General features: G+C 65.1%; 20 protein-coding genes. 17 read left to right on the top strand and 3 right to left on the bottom strand.

Annotated features, from left to right (window positions below):
• Positions 1–54 precede the first annotated feature (54 nt).
• A complete protein-coding gene (locus ACXJL8_RS09575; protein ID WP_456619576.1) occupies positions 55–963 on the bottom strand; it encodes a helix-turn-helix transcriptional regulator in 909 nt (302 codons plus the stop codon).
• A 122-nt stretch (positions 964–1,085) separates the two neighbouring features.
• Between ACXJL8_RS09575 and ACXJL8_RS09570 the strand changes: the two genes are divergently transcribed.
• The 5 genes from ACXJL8_RS09570 to boxB all read left to right on the top strand — a co-directional run bounded on the left by ACXJL8_RS09570 (position 1,086) and on the right by boxB (position 7,532).
• The gene (locus ACXJL8_RS09570; RefSeq protein WP_456619577.1) at positions 1,086–2,627 is read left to right on the top strand and encodes a benzoate-CoA ligase family protein; all 1,542 of its coding nucleotides are present in this window, start codon (positions 1,086–1,088) and stop codon (positions 2,625–2,627) included.
• Between the two features lie 129 nt (positions 2,628–2,756).
• A complete protein-coding gene (locus tag ACXJL8_RS09565) occupies positions 2,757–3,575 on the top strand; it encodes an alpha/beta fold hydrolase (protein ID WP_456619578.1) in 819 nt (272 codons plus the stop codon).
• 21 nt (positions 3,576–3,596) lie between these two features.
• Complete coding sequence (locus ACXJL8_RS09560) at positions 3,597–4,124, top strand: DUF309 domain-containing protein (protein ID WP_456619579.1); 528 nt, start codon at positions 3,597–3,599, stop codon at positions 4,122–4,124.
• Between the two features lie 117 nt (positions 4,125–4,241).
• Positions 4,242–5,930 carry a 2,3-epoxybenzoyl-CoA dihydrolase gene (gene boxC / locus ACXJL8_RS09555; protein ID WP_456619580.1) on the top strand — a complete coding sequence of 563 codons (1,689 nt, stop codon included), beginning with the start codon at positions 4,242–4,244 and terminating at the stop codon, positions 5,928–5,930.
• A 150-nt stretch (positions 5,931–6,080) separates the two neighbouring features.
• On the top strand, positions 6,081–7,532 hold the full coding sequence (gene boxB / locus ACXJL8_RS09550; protein ID WP_456619581.1) for a benzoyl-CoA 2,3-epoxidase subunit BoxB: 1,452 nt from the start codon (positions 6,081–6,083) through the stop codon (positions 7,530–7,532).
• Positions 7,533–7,717: 185 nt separating this feature from the next.
• Here boxB and ACXJL8_RS09545 read toward each other — a convergent pair whose 3' ends face one another.
• Entirely contained in the window at positions 7,718–8,518 is an 801-nt protein-coding gene (locus tag ACXJL8_RS09545; RefSeq protein WP_456684923.1) for an SDR family oxidoreductase, read from the bottom strand.
• A gap of 226 nt (positions 8,519–8,744) precedes the next feature.
• Positions 8,745–9,803 (bottom strand): polysaccharide deacetylase family protein, encoded by a 1,059-nt coding sequence (locus ACXJL8_RS09540; RefSeq protein WP_456619583.1) that lies wholly within the window; start codon positions 9,801–9,803, stop codon positions 8,745–8,747.
• A gap of 166 nt (positions 9,804–9,969) precedes the next feature.
• Between ACXJL8_RS09540 and ACXJL8_RS09535 the strand changes: the two genes are divergently transcribed.
• The 12 genes from ACXJL8_RS09535 to ACXJL8_RS09480 all read left to right on the top strand — a co-directional run.
• Positions 9,970–11,364, top strand: a complete 1,395-nt coding sequence (locus ACXJL8_RS09535; RefSeq protein WP_456619584.1) for an OmpA family protein — start codon at positions 9,970–9,972, stop codon at positions 11,362–11,364.
• 2 nt (positions 11,365–11,366) lie between these two features.
• Positions 11,367–11,663 (top strand): hypothetical protein, encoded by a 297-nt coding sequence (locus tag ACXJL8_RS09530; protein WP_456619585.1) that lies wholly within the window; start codon positions 11,367–11,369, stop codon positions 11,661–11,663.
• 490 nt (positions 11,664–12,153) lie between these two features.
• Positions 12,154–12,744 (top strand): TetR family transcriptional regulator C-terminal domain-containing protein, encoded by a 591-nt coding sequence (locus ACXJL8_RS09525; RefSeq protein WP_456619586.1) that lies wholly within the window; start codon positions 12,154–12,156, stop codon positions 12,742–12,744.
• Positions 12,741–13,673: a haloalkane dehalogenase gene (locus tag ACXJL8_RS09520; protein ID WP_456619587.1), complete on the top strand. Its 933-nt coding sequence runs from the start codon at positions 12,741–12,743 to the stop codon at positions 13,671–13,673. The genes ACXJL8_RS09525 and ACXJL8_RS09520 overlap by 4 nt, the downstream gene beginning before the upstream one ends.
• A gap of 10 nt (positions 13,674–13,683) precedes the next feature.
• Positions 13,684–13,911 (top strand): Rdx family protein, encoded by a 228-nt coding sequence (locus tag ACXJL8_RS09515; RefSeq protein ID WP_456619588.1) that lies wholly within the window; start codon positions 13,684–13,686, stop codon positions 13,909–13,911.
• Positions 13,912–13,928: 17 nt separating this feature from the next.
• The gene (locus tag ACXJL8_RS09510) at positions 13,929–14,360 is read left to right on the top strand and encodes a GNAT family N-acetyltransferase (protein ID WP_456619589.1); all 432 of its coding nucleotides are present in this window, start codon (positions 13,929–13,931) and stop codon (positions 14,358–14,360) included.
• A gap of 468 nt (positions 14,361–14,828) precedes the next feature.
• Complete coding sequence (locus tag ACXJL8_RS09505; RefSeq protein ID WP_456684922.1) at positions 14,829–15,884, top strand: UPF0104 family protein; 1,056 nt, start codon at positions 14,829–14,831, stop codon at positions 15,882–15,884.
• Between the two features lie 32 nt (positions 15,885–15,916).
• Positions 15,917–17,215, top strand: a complete 1,299-nt coding sequence (locus tag ACXJL8_RS09500; RefSeq protein WP_456619591.1) for an ATP-binding protein — start codon at positions 15,917–15,919, stop codon at positions 17,213–17,215.
• A gap of 144 nt (positions 17,216–17,359) precedes the next feature.
• Entirely contained in the window at positions 17,360–18,373 is a 1,014-nt protein-coding gene (gene pstS, locus ACXJL8_RS09495; protein ID WP_456619592.1) for a phosphate ABC transporter substrate-binding protein PstS, read from the top strand.
• 142 nt (positions 18,374–18,515) lie between these two features.
• Positions 18,516–19,505, top strand: coding sequence for a phosphate ABC transporter permease subunit PstC (pstC, locus tag ACXJL8_RS09490; protein WP_456619656.1), 990 nt, complete (start codon positions 18,516–18,518; stop codon positions 19,503–19,505).
• A gap of 4 nt (positions 19,506–19,509) precedes the next feature.
• Complete coding sequence (pstA, locus tag ACXJL8_RS09485; protein WP_456619593.1) at positions 19,510–20,355, top strand: phosphate ABC transporter permease PstA; 846 nt, start codon at positions 19,510–19,512, stop codon at positions 20,353–20,355.
• Positions 20,352–20,613, top strand: a 262-nt coding sequence (locus tag ACXJL8_RS09480; RefSeq protein WP_456684921.1) for an ATP-binding cassette domain-containing protein, incomplete at its 3' end; no start/stop codon positions are given. The genes pstA and ACXJL8_RS09480, both read left to right, overlap by 4 nt.

Here is a 20,613-nt window from a genome sequence, read left to right as displayed (position 1 = left end):
GGTATGGGTCCCGGCCTTCGCCGGGACGACAGCAGAGGGGAGGATTCAGCGCGCCTACAGCGCCACGCTGCGCAATCCAAAACTGCGCGCTTCGTTTTGCAACACCGGGCGCACCGCGTCGATCAGCCGTGCGGCTGCGGCGTCGACGGACAGCCCCGCGGTGTCCACCACCGCCGTCGCGCGCGAATACAGCGGCTCGCGGCTCAGCAGGATATTTCGCAGCTCCGCCATCGCCGAGCGGTCGTCGGCCATCGGCCGCAAATCGCCCTGGCGGCGCACGCGGGCCATGTGCTCCTCGGGCTCGGCCTTCAGCCAGATCGTGTAGAACGACGACAGGATCTGGTCGAAGGTCAAAGGCTCCGAGACGATGCCGCCGCCGGTCGCCAGCACCATCAGCTCGTTGCGCGCCAGCAGCTGTTGCAGCGCCGCCTGCTCCATGCGGCGAAAGCCTTCCTGGCCGTACAGCGCGATGATCTCGGCGACCGAGAGCCCGTTCTGCTGCTCGACCTCCTTGTTGAGCTCGACGAAGCTCCAGCCGATCTTCTTCGCCAGCATCCTGCCGAGCGTGGATTTGCCGGCGCCGCGCAGGCCGATCAGCGCGATGCCGCAGAACGGCGCGCGCCGCGGCGCGGATGCGCTGCCGCCGGCGAGCAGATCTTTTGCTTGTGCGATCTGCGCCGGCGTCGCCTTGCGCAGCAGATCGCGAAACATCTGCCAGTCCGGCGTCGGGTCAGTGGAGGGCAGCAGGTCTTCGAGATGCGCGCCCATCGCGTCCGAGACGCGGCGCAAGAGCACGATGGAGACGTTGCCCTTGCCGCTCTCGAGTTGCGCGATGTAGCGCTCCGAAATCCCTGATACCTTGGCGAGCACTTTTCGCGACATGCCGCGTAGCGCGCGCATGGTGCGCACGCGCTGGCCGAGTTGTTCGAGGAAGCGGGATTCGGCGTCGGGACTGTCGGTCATGAGTCTTCTTTAGCGGATGTCCTGCGGCGCATTTTAATGAAACATAGTGCCTGATGGCATTGACAGCAAGCCGAGGCAGTGTCTTTCTATGAATTATAATTCTAAAATCGGGGGAGAAGTCCGTGAGCGAGGGATCCTATAACGCGGTGACCTGGCTGCTCGACCGCAACGTCGAGGAGGGCCGCGGCAACAAGCTGGTCTTCGACGACACCGTCTCCAGCCTCACCTATGGCGAGCTCCAGCAACAGAGCCGCCGCGCCGCCAACATGCTGCGCCGTCTCGGCGTCCGCCGCGAGGAGCGCGTGGCGATGATCATGCTGGACACGGTCGACTTCCCGATCGTGTTTCTGGGCGCGATCCGCGCCGGCGTCGTGCCGGTGCCGCTCAACACGCTGCTGACCGCAGACCAGTACGCCTACATCCTCGCCGATTGCCGCGCGCGCGTGCTGTTCGTCTCGGAAGCGCTCTATCCCGTCATCAAGGACGTCGTCGGCCGCATGCCGGATCTCGAGCATGTCGTGGTGTCCGGCAGCAAGATGAACGGCCACAAGCAGCTGGCCGAGGAGCTCGCGCGCGAGAACGATCAATTCGCGACCGCAGTCACACATCCTGACGAGCCGGCGTTCTGGCTGTATTCGTCTGGCTCGACCGGCATGCCCAAGGGCGTGCGCCATCTGCATTCGAATCTTCAGGCGACCGCGGACACCTATGCGAAGCAGGTGCTGGGCATCCGCGAGAGCGACGTGTGCCTGTCCGCGGCGAAGCTATTCTTCGCCTATGGCCTCGGCAATGCGCTGACGTTCCCGATGTCGGTCGGCGCCACCGTGGTGCTGAACAGCGAGCGCCCGACGCCGGCGCGCATGTTCGACCTGATGAACAGATACAATCCGTCGATCTTCTACGGCGTGCCGACGCTGTTCGCGGCGATGCTCAACGACGAGGCGATGAAGAGCGAGCGCGGCGGCAAGGCGTTACGCATTTGCACCTCGGCCGGCGAGGCGCTGCCGGAATCCGTCGGCAACAGCTGGAAGGCGCGCTTCAACGTCGACATTCTCGATGGCGTCGGCTCGACTGAGCTGCTGCACATCTTCCTGTCGAACGCGCCCGGCGACATCAAATACGGCTCGTCCGGCAAGCCGGTGCCGGGCTATGCGGTGCGGCTCGTCAACGAGGCCGGCCAGGACGTCGCCGACGGCGAGGTCGGCGAGCTGCTGGTCGATGCGCCCTCCGCCGGCGAAGGCTACTGGAACCAGCGCCACAAGAGCCGCCGCACCTTCGAGGGCCCGTGGACCCGCACCGGCGACAAATATGTCAGGGATGCCGAGGGCCGMTACACCTTCTGCGGCCGTGCCGACGACATGTTCAAGGTCTCCGGCATCTGGGTCTCGCCGTTCGAGGTCGAGAGCGCGCTGATCACCCATCCTGCCGTGCTGGAAGCGGCCGTCGTGCCCGAGGCCGATCCGGAAGGGCTGCTGAAGCCGAAGGCTTTTGTCGTGCTGCGCCCGGGCGCGACGAGAACCGATCTGCAGGAAACGCTGAAAGAACACGTCAAGCAGAAGATCGGCCCCTGGAAATACCCGCGTTGGATCGACGTGGTGGAGTCCCTGCCGAAGACCGCGACGGGGAAGATCCAGCGGTTCAAGCTGCGGGAAGGGGCGAATTGATTGGCTTCGTCATTCCGGGGCGCGCGAAGCGCGAACCCGGAATCTCGATCCGCAGACTGCAATCTCGGGATTCCGGATCAACTCGCTTTGCGAGTTGTCCGGAATGACGGAATGAATGGAATCGACAGCATGACAAACCTCACCCCCACAGGCTTCCTCAGCATCAGTGGCGTCAGCCTCGAATACAAATGGCTTGCATCGCAATCAGCGGATGCCCCCACCATCGTCATGCTGCACGAAGGGCTCGGCTCGGTCGGGCTCTGGGGCGACTTCCCCGAAAAGATCCAGCAGGCGACCGGTGCCGGGATCTTCGTGTACTCGCGCGCGGGCTATGGCCAGTCGAGCCCGGTGAGCCTGCCGCGGCCGCTCGATTACATGCAGCGCGAGGCGCTGGACGTGCTGCCGAAACTGCTCGATGCGATCGGCTTCAAGCGTGGCCTCCTGCTCGGCCATTCCGACGGCGCCTCGATCGCCACGATCTATGCCGGCGCGCATCAGGATCATCGCCTGCACGGCCTCGTGCTGATCGCGCCGCATTTCATCGTCGAGGACATCTCGGTGAAGTCGATTGCGGAAATCAAGACGGCCTTTGAGACCACCGACCTCAAGACAAAGCTCGCGCGCTGGCACAAGGACGTCGACAACGCCTTCCATGGCTGGAACGGTGCCTGGCTCGATCCGGCGTTCCGCGACTGGGACATCTCCGAATACCTCGCCTATATCCGTGTCCCTGTCATCGTCCTGCAGGGCGTGGACGACCAATATGGGACACTGCGTCAGGTCGCGATCGCGCAGGAAGAGTGTTACTGTCCGGTAGATTTGAAAGTCATTTCAGACGCGGGACATTCCCCGCATCGTGAAGCGCCGGGGGCGACGCTTGACGCGATTGTGCAATTTGCAGCGGCGGCCCTGCGCGACGATCAGGGCCTTCAGGGACGCGCCGCATGATCTTGCGGAGGCACATCCCCTATGAATGTGCCGCCGAACGCAAGCGGCCCGTTGCCGTGGCCGCAATGGGCCTATGTGCCGGGCGAAGCCGCTGGGCTGGATGCCGATTACGAGACGCTCGCTCTCGCCAAGGCGCTGGTGCCGGCGGCCTTTCGCGGCTACGTGCCGGCGCGCCATCCGGCGCTGCGCTACGGCCTTGCGCTGAACGATCGCGGCTATTTCTGGGAAGCGCAGGAGGTGCTGGAGGCGGTATGGGCCGCAGCGCCGCAAGGCGGCCGCGAGCGCATTCTGCTGCGCGCCTGCATTCACATTGCCAACGCCAATTTGCGGCTGCGCATGCAGCGGCTGCATTCGGCCGCACGCCTGTTCGGGGACGCGCTCGGGGAGCTGCGGTCGCTGAGCTCGCGCAAGGCAGCGCCGGCCGGCGACGGCTTTGTCGAGAGCTTTCCGGTCCCGGCACTGACGGCCCTGCTGCAAGCCAAGCTCGGCAGCCCGCAGCTCTCCAAGGCCGACTGGATCACGCTCGGTGTCATCGTGCGGTCCCAGTAGCTCTCATGAAACAAAGTGCATGCATTGCCCGTTAAGGGCTAGACGCGCCCCAAAAGATGCACTATTGTGCATCTAACGGTAAAGACCGAAGTTCATAATCAAGCTCAAGGGTGGCCCATGGCCGGGGAAGATCGGCGCCTCGCAGGCGGTGCGACATTCATCGATTTCCAGACCGAACCGTCCCGCTACCGGCACTGGAAGCTCGCGGTCGACGGCGACGTCGCGACCCTGACCATGGACGTCGACGAGAACGGCGGCCTGTTCGAGGGCTATCTGCTCAAGCTCAATTCCTACGATCTCGGCGTCGACATCGAGCTTGCGGACGTGGTCCAGCGGCTGCGCTTCGAGCACCCCGAGGTGAAGGTGGTGGTGATGCGCTCGGCCAAGAACCGTGTGTTCTGCGCTGGCGCCAACATCCGCATGCTCGCGGGCTCCACCCACGCCCACAAGGTCAATTTCTGCAAGTTCACCAACGAGACCCGCAACGGCATGGAAGACTCCTCGGAGAATTCCGGCCAGCGCTTCATCACGGTGGTGAACGGTTCGGCCGCCGGCGGCGGCTACGAGCTGGCGCTCGCCACCGACCACATCATCCTCGCCGATGACGGTGCCTCTTCGGTGGCGCTGCCCGAAGTGCCGCTGCTCGCGGTGCTGCCCGGCACCGGCGGCCTCACCCGCGTCGTCGACAAGCGCAAGGTGCGTCGCGACCATGCCGACTTCTTCTGCACCATCGAGGAAGGCGTGAAAGGCAAGCGCGCCGTGCAATGGCGGCTGGTCGACGAGATCGCGCCGAACTCGAAACTGGAGGCCAGGATCGTCGAGCGCGCCAAGGAGTTCGCGGCCGCCTCGAAGCGCAGCGGCAGCGGCAAGGGCATTGCGCTCACCCCGCTCAGGCGCCTCATCGACGAGACCAGCCTGCGCTATGGCTTTGTCACCGTGGACATCGATCGCGCGGCGCGCATCGCCACCATCTCGATCAAGGCGCCCGAGGCCGCATTGCCCGCCGACATCGACGGCATGATGGCGCAGGGCGCGTCGTTCTGGCCGCTCCAGGTCGCGCGCGAGCTCGACGACGCCATCCTGCATCTGCGCATCAACGAGCTCGAGATCGCCATGCTGGTGTTCAAGAGCCATGGCGACCGTGCCCATGTGCTGGCGTCCGACGCCTTCCTCGAAGCCAACAAGGCGCACTGGCTGGTCAACGAGATCCGCCACTACTGGAAGCGCGTCCTGAAGCGCATCGACGTCACCTCGCGCACGCTGGTGACGCTGGTCGAGCCCGGCTCCTGCTTTGCCGGCACGCTCGCCGAGCTCGTGTTCGCCGCCGACCGCTCCTACATGCTGATCGGCACGCGCCAGGGCGATAACCGTCCGCCGCCGTCGATCGAACTGTCGGCGATGAACTTTGGCCCGTATCCGATGAGCCATGGCCTGACGCGGCTTCAATCGCGCTTCCAGGCCGACCCGTCCGATCTGGAGCGCGCCGAGGCCACCGTCGGCACCAGCCTCGACGCCGAAGAGGCCGAGGAGCTCGGCCTCGTCACCTTCGCGCTCGACGACATCGACTGGGACGACGAGGTCCGCGTGTTCCTCGAGGAGCGCGCCAGCTTCTCGCCCGACAGCCTCACCGGCATGGAAGCGAGCCTGCGCTTCGTCGGTCCCGAGACCATGGAATCGAAAATCTTCTCGCGCCTGACCGCGTGGCAGAACTGGATCTTCCAGCGCCCGAACGCGGTCGGCGAAGAGGGCGCGCTGCGCCGCTACGGCAGCGGCCAGAAGCCGAAATTCGATATGACGCGGGTTTGATGACTCTCGTGTCCCGGGCGCGCTGCGGCACAAAGTGACGCTGCGCAGAACCGGGATCCATAGTGGACCGAATGATGGGTCCCGGCTCTGCAGCGCACCGCTTCGCGCTGCGCAGCGTCCGGGACAAGAGACAGACCAAGGAGCACGGCCATGAACATGAACATCATGAACGTCGACTACTCGACCAAGATTCCGAACAACGTCAACCTCGCCGAAGACCGCCAGGTGCTGAAGGCGCTGGAAGGCTGGCATCCCGGCTACATGGACTGGTGGAGCGACATGGGGCCGGAAGGTTTTCAGGAGTCGCTGGTCTACCTGCGCACCGCCTACTCGGTCGATCCGCGCGGCTGGGCCAAGTTCGACTACGTGCGCATGCCCGACTATCGCTGGGGCATTCTGCTGGCGCCGCAGGAAGAGAACCGCGTCGTCCCCTTCGGCGAGCACTACGGCGAGCCGGCCTGGCAGGAAGTCCCGGGCGAGTATCGCGCCATGCTGCGCCGCCTGATCGTGATCCAGGGCGACACCGAACCTGCCTCGGTCGAGCAGCAGCGCCACCTCGGCAAGACCGCGCCCTCGCTCTACGACATGCGCAACCTGTTCCAGGTCAATGTCGAGGAAGGCCGCCATCTCTGGGCGATGGTCTACCTGCTCCAGAAATATTTTGGCCGCGACGGACGTGAAGAGGCGGACGATTTGTTGCGCCGCCGCTCGGGCGATGCGGATGCGCCGCGTATGCTGGGCGCCTTCAACGAGGCGACGCCGGACTGGCTGTCCTTCTTCATGTTCACCTACTTCACCGACCGCGACGGCAAGATGCAGCTGCACTCGCTCGCGCAGTCGGGCTTCGATCCGCTGTCGCGCACCTGCCGCTTCATGCTGACGGAGGAAGCGCACCACATGTTCGTCGGCGAGACCGGCATCACCCGCGTCGTGCAGCGCACCTGCGATGCGATGCGGGAAGCCGGCATCACCGATCCGACCGACATCGCAAAGGTCCGCGCGCTCGGCGTGATCGACCTGCCGACCATCCAGAAGAAGCTGAACCTGCACTATACGCTGTCGCTCGACCTGTTCGGCTCGGAGGTCTCGACCAACGCGGCCAACGCCTTCAACACCGGCATCAAGGGCCGCTATCACGAGACCCAGATCGACGACGATCACCAGCTCAAGAACGCGACCTATCCGGTGCTCAAGTTCATCGACGGCGAGATCAAGCTGGTCGACGAGCCGGCGCTGACCGCGCTCAACATGCGCCTGCGCGACGACTACAGCCAGGATTGCGTCAAGGGCATGCTGCGCTGGAACAAGGTGATCTCGACCGCGGGCTACGACTTCAAGCTGACGCTTCCGAACGTCGCCTTCCACCGCCACATCGGCGAGTTCAAGGACGTGCACGCGACGCCGGACGGCATTTTGATCGACGACGCCACCTGGGCGAAGCGCAAGGACGACTGGCTGCCCTCGACCGCCGACGGCGACTTCATCTCCTCGCTGATGCAGCCCGTCACCGAGACCGGCCAGTTCGCCTCCTGGATCTCGCCGCCGAAAGTCGGCATCGACAACAAGCCCGGCGATTTCGAGTATGTGAAGATCGAGTCGTAAGGCTCTTCTTCTTCACCTCTCCCCGCTTGTTGGGAGAGGTCGGATCACATCGCAGATGTGATCCGGGTGAGGGGGTACAGGTGCGGCTTCAGTCTCCCGTGGGGAGAGAAGCCCCTCACCCCAACCCTCTCCCCGCAAGAGCGGGGCGAGGGAGCGGACCGTCCGGGCCGCAATCACCCCGCCGACTACCCCGCGATCTCCAGCCCCGCATTCGCGTAGACCACGCCGCCATCCACCGCGATGGTGTTGCCGACCACATAATCGCCCGCGCGCGAGGCGAGATAGATCGCCACGCCTGCCATGTCCTCGTCGGTTCCGATGCGGTGCGCCGGAATGCGCTTGGCGACATCGTCCGAATGGTCGCGCGCGGCCCGGTTCATGTCGGACTTGAACGCGCCCGGTGCGATCGCGGTGACGTTGATGTTGTCCTTGATCAGTTTCGTCGCCAGGCGCCGGGTCAGATGGATCACGGCGGCCTTGCTGGCGGCGTAGGAATAGGTCTCGCTCGGATTGACGAAGATGCCGTCGACCGAAGCGATGTTGATCACCTTCGCCGGCCGCTCCGCGCTTGCCGCCGCGCGCAGCGGTGCGGCAAGCGCCTTGGTCAGGAAGAACAGCGACTTGACGTTGAGGTCCATCACCTTGTCCCAGCCGCTCTCCGGGAATTCATCGAACTCCGCGCCCCAGGCAGCTCCCGCATTGTTGACGAGGATGTCGAGCTTCGGCTCCAGCTTGATGATTTCGCCAGCCAGCCTGTCGCAGCCTTCGACCGTCGAGATGTCGATCGGCAGCGCGATGCATTCGCCGTCATRTTGCGCGGAGAGCTCTTTCGCCGTCGCCTCGCACGGCCCGGCCTTGCGCGCGGTGATGTAGACCTTGGCAGCGCCTGCGCTGAGAAACCCCGCCGCGATCATCTTGCCGATGCCGCGCGATCCGCCGGTCACCAGCGCGACGCGGCCTTTGAGCGAGAACAAATCGTTGAACATGATGCCTCCCTTTGGTTTGGCGACGTTTTGAGCGGGGAGGGGGAGGGAGTCAAGGAACGGTGGGAGTGTGTTGCGTCAGCCGTTCAACCAACTCAGTGTCGTCCCGGCGAAGGCCGGGACCCATAACCACAGGGAGACGTTTGGCGAAGGCTGGTCGTTCGGGATTGATACCGATCGCAATCGAGAAATCACGCGGTATGGGTCCCGGCCTTCGCCGGGACGACGATCAAGCCGCCGCAAATCTTCGAAAGCCGTTCCACATCGCTGTCGCCGCACCCGAGGTCAGCACCGGCAGGATCCGCGTGTCCTGGTAATTGCCGTTGAGCGAGACGCGCGGCAGCGCGGTCATGTGGCTCGCGTTCTCGGCGAACAGCATGCCGGGCCGCGTCGTCACCGCGGTCTTGAAGCCCGCGGCCGAGGCCAGCGCGAATTCACGCTCGCCCGCCGCCTCGCGGTCGCCATAGGGATAGGCGAAATGCAGCACCGGACGCTCCAGCACCTGCTCGATCCGCACCCGGCTCACGGCCATCTCCTGCGCGGCGATCTCCTCGCTCTGCCTGGCGAGATTGCAATGGCTGATGGTGTGCGCGCCGATCGTGACCAGCGGATCGGCGGCGAGCTGCTTCACCTCGTCCCAGGACAGGCAGAGGCCGCGGCACAGCGCGGCGATGTCGACGCCGTATTTGGTGCAGAGCGCCTCGATCTCGCGCTTGAGATCATGCTCGCCCGGCAGCGCGCGCAACCAGTCGTGCAGGCGGTCGAACGCCGCCTGCTTTGTCGCCGATGTCGTCGCATCGAGCCGCAGCGCAGAGTTGCCGATCTGCACCTCGATCTGGTCGGTTTTGGCGATCACGGCCTCGAGCGCGGTCCACCACAGCCGGCCGGTGCCTTCGGCGAAATCGCTGGCGACGTAGACGGCCAGAGGCGCGTCAAATTCGCGCAGCACCGGCAGCGCAAATTCGAGATTGTCGCGGTAGCCGTCGTCGAGAGTGAAGGCCGCAAAGCGGCGGTCGAACCGGCCTTGCACGAGTCGTTCGTGCAGCTCGTCCATGCCGACGATGTCGATCTCGCGCGCGCGCAGATGGCAGAGGGTCGCGCGCAGGAAATCGGGGGTGACCTCGAGATGGCGGTTCGGCTGGAACGCGCCCTCGCGGGCCGGCCGCACGTGGTGCAGCATGAAAATGGCGCCGACGCCCGACAGAAGCGGGCGCAACAGGTGGTGCGCCCCGCTGAAATAGAGTGCTCCCAGCCCGGCGCGGATGACGTTGTTACGGAGTTGTTTCATGTACCCGGCTGGCCGCCCCTGGCATTCCGCCCTCAACTTAGGGGGTGACCCTTGAAGAAAAAGTTATTCCAATTGTCCACGCCAGGCCTTCGGAGGGCCGCCATTTCCGGTTTGACAGCCTGCCAAGGGTTTGTTTTGTCTCCGGTTCCAGAGTTCGGGTCGTCGAATGCAAAAGCTTTTCAGGTGGGCCAGCAAATGGTGGCCAGGGCTGATCCCCCTGGCCGTCATGTGGGGATTTGCGGCCTGGAACAACACGCTGCCGGTCGAGGCGGACCTTTCCGCCCGCAGTTCGGCCGCGCTCAAGGACACGGTTCTGGACAAGACCCGGATCGCGGTGGACGGCCGCGACGTCGGTCTGGCCGCGGACGCCTTCTCCGAGGAGGGTCGCCGCGACGCGGTCATGGCGGTCGAGACCGTCCCCGGCGTGCGCCTGGTCGATGACCGGACCCGCCTTGTTCCCGAGGCGAAACCGTTCGTCTGGAACGCCGAGCGCGACGTGGTGCGGGTGACGCTGTCGGGCTCCGCGCCGCTGCCGTCGATGAAGGGCCGGCTGACGGAGGCGGCGCGCAAGGAGGTCGGCGGGGTCGAGGTGGCCGATCAAATGGGCCTGGCGCGCGGCGCACCGCCGCGTTTCGAGGCTGCCGCGATGCTGCTGCTCGATCAGATCGGCAAGCTGAAGGACGGCAAGATCACGATCTCCGACACCAAGGTCAATCTGTCCGGCATGGCGCGCGAGCTCGGCGGCCGCGAGGCGATTGCGGCTGCGCTGAAGAACCTGCCCGAGGGGTTCTCGGTCGCCGCCAACGACATCAAGGCGCCGCCCTACATCTTCCAGGCCTACAAGGATCCGGTGGCCGCGACGGTGACGCTGACCGGCTACGTGCCCGACAACAACGTCCACGCCACGATCGCCACCGGCGCGTCGCGAAAATTCTTCAACGAGAAGGTCGTCGACAATCTCAAGGCCAGCATCGGCGCGCCCGGCTCCTTCAACACCGCCGTGGTCGCAGCGCTCGGCGCGCTGTCACGGTTGTCGACCGGTACGCTCGTCGTCTCCGACCGCGAGGTGAAGCTGTCGGGCGATGCGCTCTACGAGGGCGCCGCCAACGACATCCGCGCAGGCCTCGGCAAGGATTTTCCCAAGAACTGGCAGTACAAGCCGGAGATCACGGTGAAGCCCGCGGCGGGCCCGGTGGACGGCACGGTCTGCCAGCAATTGTTCTCGGACCTCTTGGGGAAAGGCAAGATCCGCTTCGCAACCAAGCGCGCCGACATCGATCCGGACTCCGCCGGCGTTCTCGATCATCTCATCGAGACGGCGCTGCGCTGTCCCACCACCAATATCGAGGTCGCAGGCCACACCGATGCCGACGGTGAGGACGCCTTCAACCAGGCTCTCTCGGAGAAGCGCGCGCAGGCGGTGATTGATTATCTGGTCAAGGCCGGCCTGCCCGCCAACCGCTTCACCGCGGTCGGCTATGGCAGCACCCAGCCCGTGGCCGGCAACGAGACTGACGACGGCAAGGCGCAGAACCGCCGCATCGAATTTCTGGTGAGGTGACGATGCCCTATCTCGTCTCGTTTCATGTGGGTTGGCTGATCGGATCGCTGYTGTTGGGGCTGGCGATGGGCTGGATTTCGGTGGTCCAGCGCGGCAACGGCACCTCGAAAGTGACCGCGCGCTGGCTTGCCGTGCTCGCCGCCGCCCTGGTCGCGGCCTCGTTCGCCCATGTGGTCCCCGGCCGCTTCGGCTACTGGCTCGACCTCGGGCTCATCATGTTCGCCTGCTACTTGGTCGGCTGCACCGTCGGCGCGTGGCTGCGCGACCGGGTGGTCTCGCGGAGTCAGCCTGCGGCCTGAGCCCTTGGTTCGCGTGATTTGAGCGAGGTGGCCATCGCTCGCTCGCTCCCCTCCGCCGCAAGAGCAGGGTTATCGCATGTGAATTTCACGAGGATTGTTCGCGGGCTTGCTCCGCCTCTCCCGCTTGCGGGAGAGGCCGACGCGCCCCGGGCGATGCGAAGCATCGTCCCGCGCGCGGCGGGTGAGGGTTCTCACCACGCAGGGACATCCACCGTAATCCTCAACAATCCCGCCGCGGAGACACCCCCACCCCAGCCCTCCCCCGCAAGCGGAAGAGGGAGCCCAGCGCGGATGCCGCCGCATCGTGCACACCATATGCGATAGCCCTGCCCGCAAGGGGGGAGGGAACGTACAGCCATCCGCGCGCCAGGCGCGGCTGATCCCATCAGTCCTGGATCCAACATTGCGATAACGGCTTGATCGGAGTGTGAAATCGCCGAGTGATCAAACTGCGCTTGACTATAATACGTACGTACGTATTATTCCACTCATGCCAAAGCCCTCGCTCAAAGTCGCCATCCTCGAGGCCGGCCTGAAGGTCATGTTCCGGACCGGCTATCACGGCACCAGCGTGCGCGACGTCACCGCTGCGGCGGGCGCGCCGCAGGGCTCCTTTACCAACCATTTCCGCTCCAAGGAGGCGTTCGCCTCCGAGGTGCTCGACCGCTACTTCGACACCACCAGGGGGCTGGTCGCAGAGGCCCTTGAGGACAGCTCGCTGACGCCGCGCGCGCGGCTGAGGCGCTACCTCGACATCATCACGGGCCGGCTCGAGGCCGACGGCTACGGCCGCGGCTGCCTGATCGGCGATCTCAGCCTGGAGGCGTCCGGAAGCAGCGAAGTGCTGCGCGCGCGCCTCGCCGACATTTTTGCCGAATGGCGCGTGCCGTTCGCCAGCTGCATTGCAGAGGCTCAGACGCGCGGTGAGATCGCCCCGGATTTCGAGCCGGAGGAGCTTGCCGACTTTCTGCTCGCGTCCTGGCAGGGCGCGATCCTGCGCATGAAGGTCGATCGCAATCCCACCGCGCTCGAGCGATTCAAGACCATCGCATTTCAAACCGTGTTCAGGGAGCCGAAATGAGCAAGCCAACCGAGATCGATATCCGCAACGCGTCTGTTCTGGGAAGCACCATGGCGTATCGCGAGACGGGTGCGGATGATGCCCCGGTCGCGCTCTTTCTGCACGGCAATCCGACCTCGTCGCACATCTGGCGCAACATACTGCCGCTGGTGTCGCCGGTCGCCCGTTGCATCGCGCCCGATCTCGTCGGCTTCGGCCAATCCGCCAAGCCCGACATCGCGTATCGCTTCTTCGACCATGTCCGTTATCTCGACGCATTCATCGAAGAGCGTGGCATCTCCTCCGCCTATCTGGTGGCGCAGGACTGGGGCACGGCGCTCGCATTCCATCTCGCCGCGCGCCGGCCGGATCTCGTCCGCGGCGTCGCCTTCATGGAGTTCATCCGCCCGATGCCGACCTGGCAGGATTTCCACCACACCGAGGTCGCAGAGGAGCAGGACCACGCCGAAGCCGCGAGGGCCGCGTTCCGCAAATTCAGGATGCCGGGCGAGGGCGAGGCGTTGATCCTGGAGGCCAATGCGTTCGTCGAACGCGTCCTGCCCGGCGGCATCGTGCGCAAGCTGAGCGAGGCGGAAATGGCGCCCTACCGAGCGCCGTTCCCGACACCGCAGAGCCGCCGTCCCGTTCTCGCCTTGCCCCGCGAGCTGCCCATCGCCGGCGAGCCCGCCGATGTCTATGCAGCGCTCCAGTCCGCGCATGCGGCGCTGGCTGCGTCGTCCTATCCAAAGCTGCTGTTCGCGGGCGAGCCGGGCGCGCTTGTCTCGCCCGAATTCGCTGCGCGGTTCGCGTCCACGCTGAAGCACTGCGCGCTGGTTCGCCTCGGAGCGGGACTGCATTTTCTCCAGGAGGATCACGCTGAGGCGATCGGCCGCTCTGTCGCCGGCTGGATCGCCGGCATCGAAGCGATGCGCGCGCAGCTCGCAGCTTGAGGAGGACGGGATGTCGGACGTGACGATCATCTATTGCCGCCCATGCGGCTATGAGAAGCGTGCGAAGGACGTTGCCGCCGCGCTGCGCCGGCAATTGGCACTGGAGTCCGAGCTCGTGCCTGGCAAGGGCGGGATCTTCCAGGTCAAGGTCGGCGACAGGATTGTCGCCAGCCGCAGCAAGGGCCATTTTCCCGGCACTGACGACATCGTCGCCGCCGTCACCGCCGCGCGGCACTGATCCGGGGGAAGGCGCCGATGCCGATTGTTTGGAGCGACGACCTCGTTGGCATCGACTGGAGCGAGCTTTCGGCGCTTTACCGCATTGCTCCGCTCGGCAACAAGGCACCGGCGGATCTCGCGCTGGTGTTCGGCAACAGCATGTTTCGGGCCTTCGCTTACGACGAAGGTCGGCTGGTCGGGGCCGGACGCGTGCTGGCGGACGGCCGCGATTGCGCTTATCTCTGTGATGTCGCGGTGCACCCAGACTGTCAGGGGCAGGGCCTCGGCCGCGGGATCATCGAGCGGCTGCTTGCGCGATGCGGCGGACATCGCAAGATCATTCTCTATGCCGTCCCCGGCAAGGAGGGCTTTTACGAACGTCTCGGCTTCCGCCGGATGACGACGGCCATGGCGATTTTTGAAGACCAGGCCGGTGCCTACGATCGCGGCTATCTGACCGCCCCTTAGGCCGCCCAAGAGGTAGCCCAGGAGGCCGCCAGGAAACCGCCAAGTGCCGCTGCCTTTCGGCCTACCGGAAAATCCGTGAACAACCCGGGATTGCCCCCTCTTTCAACAGGTGGCCGCGGCCCATAGATTGATGTCGGCTTAAAACGTGACGGAACATTGTGCGGCCGAAATCATCAAAACTTCATGGCCCCTGCGCAGGATTGCCACGGAGATTCGCGTCAGCCTTGTCGTCGAACTTGCCGCCGAAAGCGCCAAACCGTGCATCCTGAGCCCGCAAGCCTGCCTAAAATATTGAAGGCACGTGATTTTGTTCGTATTGGCGAATTCCACTCCGCCCGAAAACGCGCTAGTGGAGGGGTAGGGGGCCTGCGCGATGCCGGAGCCGGCGGCAAGGGTTCGTTGAGTGCATGTGCGTCGTCCGCCAGTTCGCCGGCCGCCCTGGCCGCTGAAGCGTTGTTCGAGGTCTAGATGCTGGAAGCCATACGCAGAGCGATGTCGTTTCTGCGCCAGAAGCAAATCCTGCATAAGCTTGGCGTTGTGATCAGCGTCGCGGTCATCGGCATCGCTTGCTATGTGCTCTATCACATGCTGCGAGGCATCGACTCCAACGAGGTGATCGAAGYGATCAAGAGCACCGAGCCGCGCCAGATTGCGATGGCGGCGCTGTTCGTTGCGGCGGGCTATTTCACCCTGACCTTCTACGACCTGTTTGCCGTGCGCGCGATCGGCCATGCCCACGTGCCCTATCGCATCAACGCGCTCGCCGCCTTCACCAGCTACTCGATCGGCCACAATGTCGGCGCCAGCGTCTTCACCGGCGGCGCGGTGCGCTACCGGATCTATTCGGCCTACGGCCTCAACGCGATCGACGTCGCCAAGATCTGTTTCCTCGCCGGCCTGACCTTCTGGCTCGGCAATGCCGCCGTGCTGGGCCTCGGCATCTCCTATCATCCGGAGGCGGCGGCCTCGATCGACCAGCTCCCGCCCTGGCTGAACCGGACGCTGGCGATGATGATCATCGTCGCGCTGATCGGCTATGTGGTCTGGGTCTGGACCCAGCCGCGGGTGGTCGGCCGCGGGCCCTGGACGGTGGTGCTGCCGGGCGGCCCGCTGACGCTGCTCCAGATCGCCATCGGCATCATCGATCTCGGCTTCTGCGCGCTCGCGATGTACGTGCTGGTCCCGGATGAGCCCAATCTCGGCTTCGTCGTCGTCGCGGTGATCTTCGTCTCGGCGACGCTGCTCGGCTTCGCCAGCCACTCCCCAGGGGGCCTCGGGGTGTTCGACGCCGCCATGCTGGTCGGCCTCTGGCAGATGGACCGCGAGGAGCTGCTGGGCGGCATGCTCCTGTTCCGCGTCCTCTATTATCTGTCCCCCTTTGTCATATCTGTAATCTTGCTGACGTTTCGCGAAGTTATAATCGGGGCGCGATCGAAGCGCCTGCAGCAGGCCGCGCTCAAGCTCGATCCCGGCCCGGCGCCTGAAGCAGCCTATGTGAGAGAGCGCAGCGACAGCGGCGCCTGATCGGCGCAAGCCCCTAGGAGAAGCCCGCCCCGATGGCGATCGACGCCCCATCTTCTCCCCCCGCCCAGCCCTGGTCCGACCGGCTGCGGCACTCGACCATCATCCTGATCGCCGCGGCGCTGGCGCTGTCGGTGGTGGTCTCGCTCGGCGAATTGTCGGTGATGCGGGCCGTCGCGGTTTTCCTCTGCATCGCCGCGGCGGCGCTGATCCCCTGGCGCCTGCACGACACCGCCGCCTCGCGCGACGACACCCGCCGGGTCAACCCGGTCGAGAGCGCGGCGGTGGCCGCGGTCGTCGCCGGCATGCCGGATCCGGCGGTGCTGCTCGACCGCGCTGGCCGCGTCATCCATCTCAACGCCGCCGCCGCCCAGCTCGCGCCGGCGCTGCGCCGGAACGAGCTCGCCCAGTTTGCATTGCGCTCGCCGGAGATCATCACGGCGCTGCGCGAGTCGATCGCCACCACCGAGCCGCGGCGTGCGACCTATCTCGATCATGTGCCGGTCGATCGCTGGATGGAGCTGATCATCACGCCGGTGCCGGTGCCGACCGCCTTCGGCGGCGCCGACAAATGCATGCTGATGACCTTCCACGACCAGACGCCGCTGCGCCGGGTCGAGGAAATGCGGGCCGATTTCGTCGCCAATGCCAGCCACGAGTTGCGCACGCCGCTCGCCGCGCTGTCCGGCTTCATCGACACGCTCCAGGGCCAGGCCAAGGACGATCCCAAGGCGCGCGAGCGCTTCCTCGGCATCATGCACAATCAGGCCACCCGCATGGCGCGCCTGATCGACGATCTCTTGTCGCTGTCGCGGGTGGAACTGTCCGCCCATGTGCGGCCCGACACCCTGGTCGACCTCCTGCCGATCATTCTCCAGGTCGCCGACGGGCTCGAGCCGCTGGCGCGGGAACGCCAGGTCGATGTCGAGACCGACCTGCCGGAGGCGCCGGTGATGATCGCCGGCGACCGCGAGGAACTGCTGCGCCTGTTCGAAAACCTGATCGAGAACGCCCTCAAATACGGCGCCTCGGGCGGTCGCATCATCGTGTCGCTGATATCAGGCGCAGCGCCTGATGGAACCCAGGAAATCCGGGTCCTGGTGCGCGATTTCGGCCCCGGCATCGCGCCCGAGCACCTGCCGCGGCTGACCGAGCGCTTCTACCGGGTCGACGTCGGCGACAGCCGCTCGCAGGGCGGCACGGGGCTCGGATTATCGTTGGTGAAACATATTCTTAACCGCCATCGCGGCCGGCTTTTGATTGAAAGCGTGCCCAGGCAGGGCGCCACTTTCACCGCTTGTTTTCCCCAGGCAAGGCCCCCGGCTCTAAACTGAAATCTAAATGATTTCAGTTGCTTAAGCCTGTCATCCGACTGTCACGAAACCTTCGTAAAAGCACAGCCGACCGCTCCTAAAGGGGCGGTGCGGGGAGCGCGATCGGGCGCGGAATGCGCTTCGTTCCCCTGTATGGAGACCAGCATGAATTTCCTCAAAACTATCGTCGCTGCTGGCTTGGTCGCCGCATCGACGACGGCAGCCTTTGCTGCCGACATCACCGGCGCCGGTGCGACGTTCCCGTTCCCGATCTATTCCAAGTGGGCTGACGCCTACAAGAAGGAGACCGGCAACGGTCTGAACTACCAGTCGATCGGTTCCGGCGGCGGCATCAAGCAGATCCAGGCCAAGACCGTGACCTTCGGTGCGACCGACGCGCCGCTCAAGGCCGAGCAGCTCGAGAAGGACGGCCTCGTTCAGTGGCCGATGGTGATGGGTGCCATCGTTCCCGTCGTCAACATCGAGGGTGTGAAGCCGGGCGAGCTGGTGTTCGACGGCGAGACGCTTGCCAGCGTCTATCTCGGCAAGATCACCAAGTGGGATGATCCGGCCATCAAGAAGCTCAATCCGAACGTGAAGCTCCCCTCGGACGCGATCACCGTGGTTCGTCGCTCCGACGGTTCGGGCACGACCTTCAACTTCACCAACTATCTCTCCAAGGCCAGCGCGGACTGGAAGAGCAAGGTCGGTGAGGGCACCGCCGTCGAGTGGCCGGTTGGCGTCGGCGCCAAGGGCAACGAAGGCGTCTCCGGCAACATCGGCCAGACCAAGAACTCGATCGGCTACGTCGAGTATGCCTATGCCAAGCAGAACAAGCTGACCTACACCGGCCTCGTCAACAAGGGCGGCAAGACGGTGCAGCCGACGGTCGAAGCCTTCCAGGCGGCCGCCTCCAACGCCGACTGGGCCAAGGCTCCCGGCTACTACGTCATCCTGACCGACCAGCCCGGCGACAAGTCCTGGCCGATCACGGCGGCGACCTTCATCCTCATGCACAAGGATGCGACCGACAAGGCGGCCTCGAAGGAAGCCCTCAAGTTCTTCACCTGGGCGTTCAAGAACGGTGCCAAGGCGGCCGAAGAGCTCGACTACATCCCGATGCCGGAGAGCGTCGTGAAGCTGATCGAGAAGACTTGGTCTGCCGACATCAAGAGCTAAGGCGCTCTTTTCCCGGCCACAGCGCCGGGATCTGCAAGACGTCCGCTCCGGGTGCGCCTCGCGCCGCATCCGGAGCGCAAGACCCACAACAAGACTGACAACAAGCGTATATAAACGGGTACAGGGGATCGGCGTGGCTGAGATGGCTGTCGAGAGCAACGTGGTTGATGCCGCCGGACCTTATGATCGCGCCAGGGCGTTGAGCGCGTTCAAGCTGGGTGACGTCACCTTCTACTGGATCACGCGACTGAGCGCGATCTCCGTGCTGCTCATCCTTGGCGGCATCATCATGTCGCTGATCGTCGGCGCCTTCCCGGCGATGAAGGAGTTCGGCCTGTCGTTCCTGTGGACGCAGCGCTGGGCGCCGTCGGCCGATCCGCCGGTGCTCGGTGCGCTCGGACCGATCTACGGCACGCTCGTCACCTCCTTCATCGCGATGCTGATCGCCATCCCGGTCGGTCTCGGCATTGCGATCTTCCTGACCGAGCTGTGCCCGCAATGGCTGCGCCGCCCGATCGGCATGGCGATCGAGCTGCTCGCCGGCATCCCCTCGATCATCTACGGCATGTGGGGCTTCTTCGTGCTGGGCCCGTTCCTGGCCAACAGCTTCCAGCCCTTCATGATCAAGATTTTCGACGGCATTCCCGTGCTCGGCGCGATCTTCGCCGGCCCGCCGTCCTATCTCAGCCTGTTCAACGCCGCGCTGATCCTCGCGATCATGGTGCTGCCCTTCATCACCGCGATCTCGGTCGATGTGTTCAAGACGGTGCCGCCGGTTCTCAAAGAGGCCGCCTACGGCGTCGGCTGCACCACCTGGGAAGTCGTCCGCAGCGTGGTGATCCCCTACACCCGTGTCGGCGTGATCGGCGGCATCATGCTGGCGCTCGGACGCGCGCTCGGCGAGACCATGGCGGTGACCTTCATCATCGGCAACTCGTTCCGCATCTCGGGGTCGATCTTCGCCCCCGGCACCACGATCTCGGCGGCGATCGCATCCGAATTCGCCGAAAGCGATGGCCTGCACCAGTCCGGCCTGATCCTGCTCGGCCTGCTGCTGTTCGTGCTGACGTTCTTCGTGCTCGCCGCGGCGCGGCTGATGCTGATGCGGCTGGAAAAGAAGGCGGGGAACTGACGCCATGAACCCGATCTATTCACGCCGCCGCCGCAAGGACTTCGTCATCCGCGGGCTCTGCATGGCCGCCGCCGCCTTCGGCGTCACCTGGCTCGCGCTGATCCTGGTCACGCTGCTCTACAACGGCGTGGCCGGACTCAACGTCCAGATCTTCACCGAGAACACGCCGCCGCCCGGCTCGACTGACGGCGGCCTGCTCAACGCCATCGTCGGCTCGCTGCTGATGACGGTGATCGGCGTCGGCATCGGTGCGCCGCTCGGCATGTTCGCCGGCACCTATCTCGCCGAATACGGCCGCAACGACAAGCTGACCTCGGTGATCCGCTTCATCAACGACATCCTGCTCTCGGCCCCCTCGATCATCATCGGCCTGTTCATCTATGGCGCGGTGGTGGTGCCGATGCGCGGCTTCTCGGCGATCGCGGGCTGCCTCGCGCTCGCCGTCATCGTGATCCCGGTGGTGCTGCGCACGACCGAGGACATGCTGCTCTTGGTGCCGAACGCGTTGCGCGAGGCGGCATCCGCGCTCGGTCTGCCGCGCTCGCTGGTGATCAAGCGGATCGCCTATCGCTCGGCGCGCGCGGGCCTCATCACCGGCGTGCTGCTCGCGACCGCCCGTGTCGCCGGCGAAACCGCGCCGTTGCTGTTCACCGCGCTGTCGAACCAGTTCTTCAGCCTGGACCTGACCAAGACGATGGCCAACCTGCCGGTCACCATCAACAACTTCGTGCAGAGCCCATACGCCTACTGGAAGCAGCTGGCGTGGAGCGGGGCGCTGCTCATCACCCTGACCGTGCTTGCCCTGAACATTGGCGCGCGCATCCTTGGCGCCGAGAGGACCGCAAAATGAGTGATCTTTCCGTATCGATGAGCGCAGCCGGCGGGCTCCYGCAGTCGCCGACGCTGCCCGAGGCGCCGCCCAAGGTGACCGTGCGCAATCTCAACTTCTATTACGGCGAGCACCATGCGCTTAAGAACATCAACCTGACGCTCGGCACCAATCGCGTCACGGCGTTCATCGGCCCGTCGGGCTGCGGCAAGTCGACCCTGCTGCGCATCTTCAACCGGATGTACGACCTCTATCCGGGCCAGCGCGCCACCGGCCAGC

The sequence above is a fragment of the Bradyrhizobium sp. P5_C11_2 genome (genome assembly GCF_054049755.1).
The sequence above is the reverse complement of the archived record's forward strand: the minus strand, read 5'-3'. Positions and strand labels throughout refer to the sequence as shown.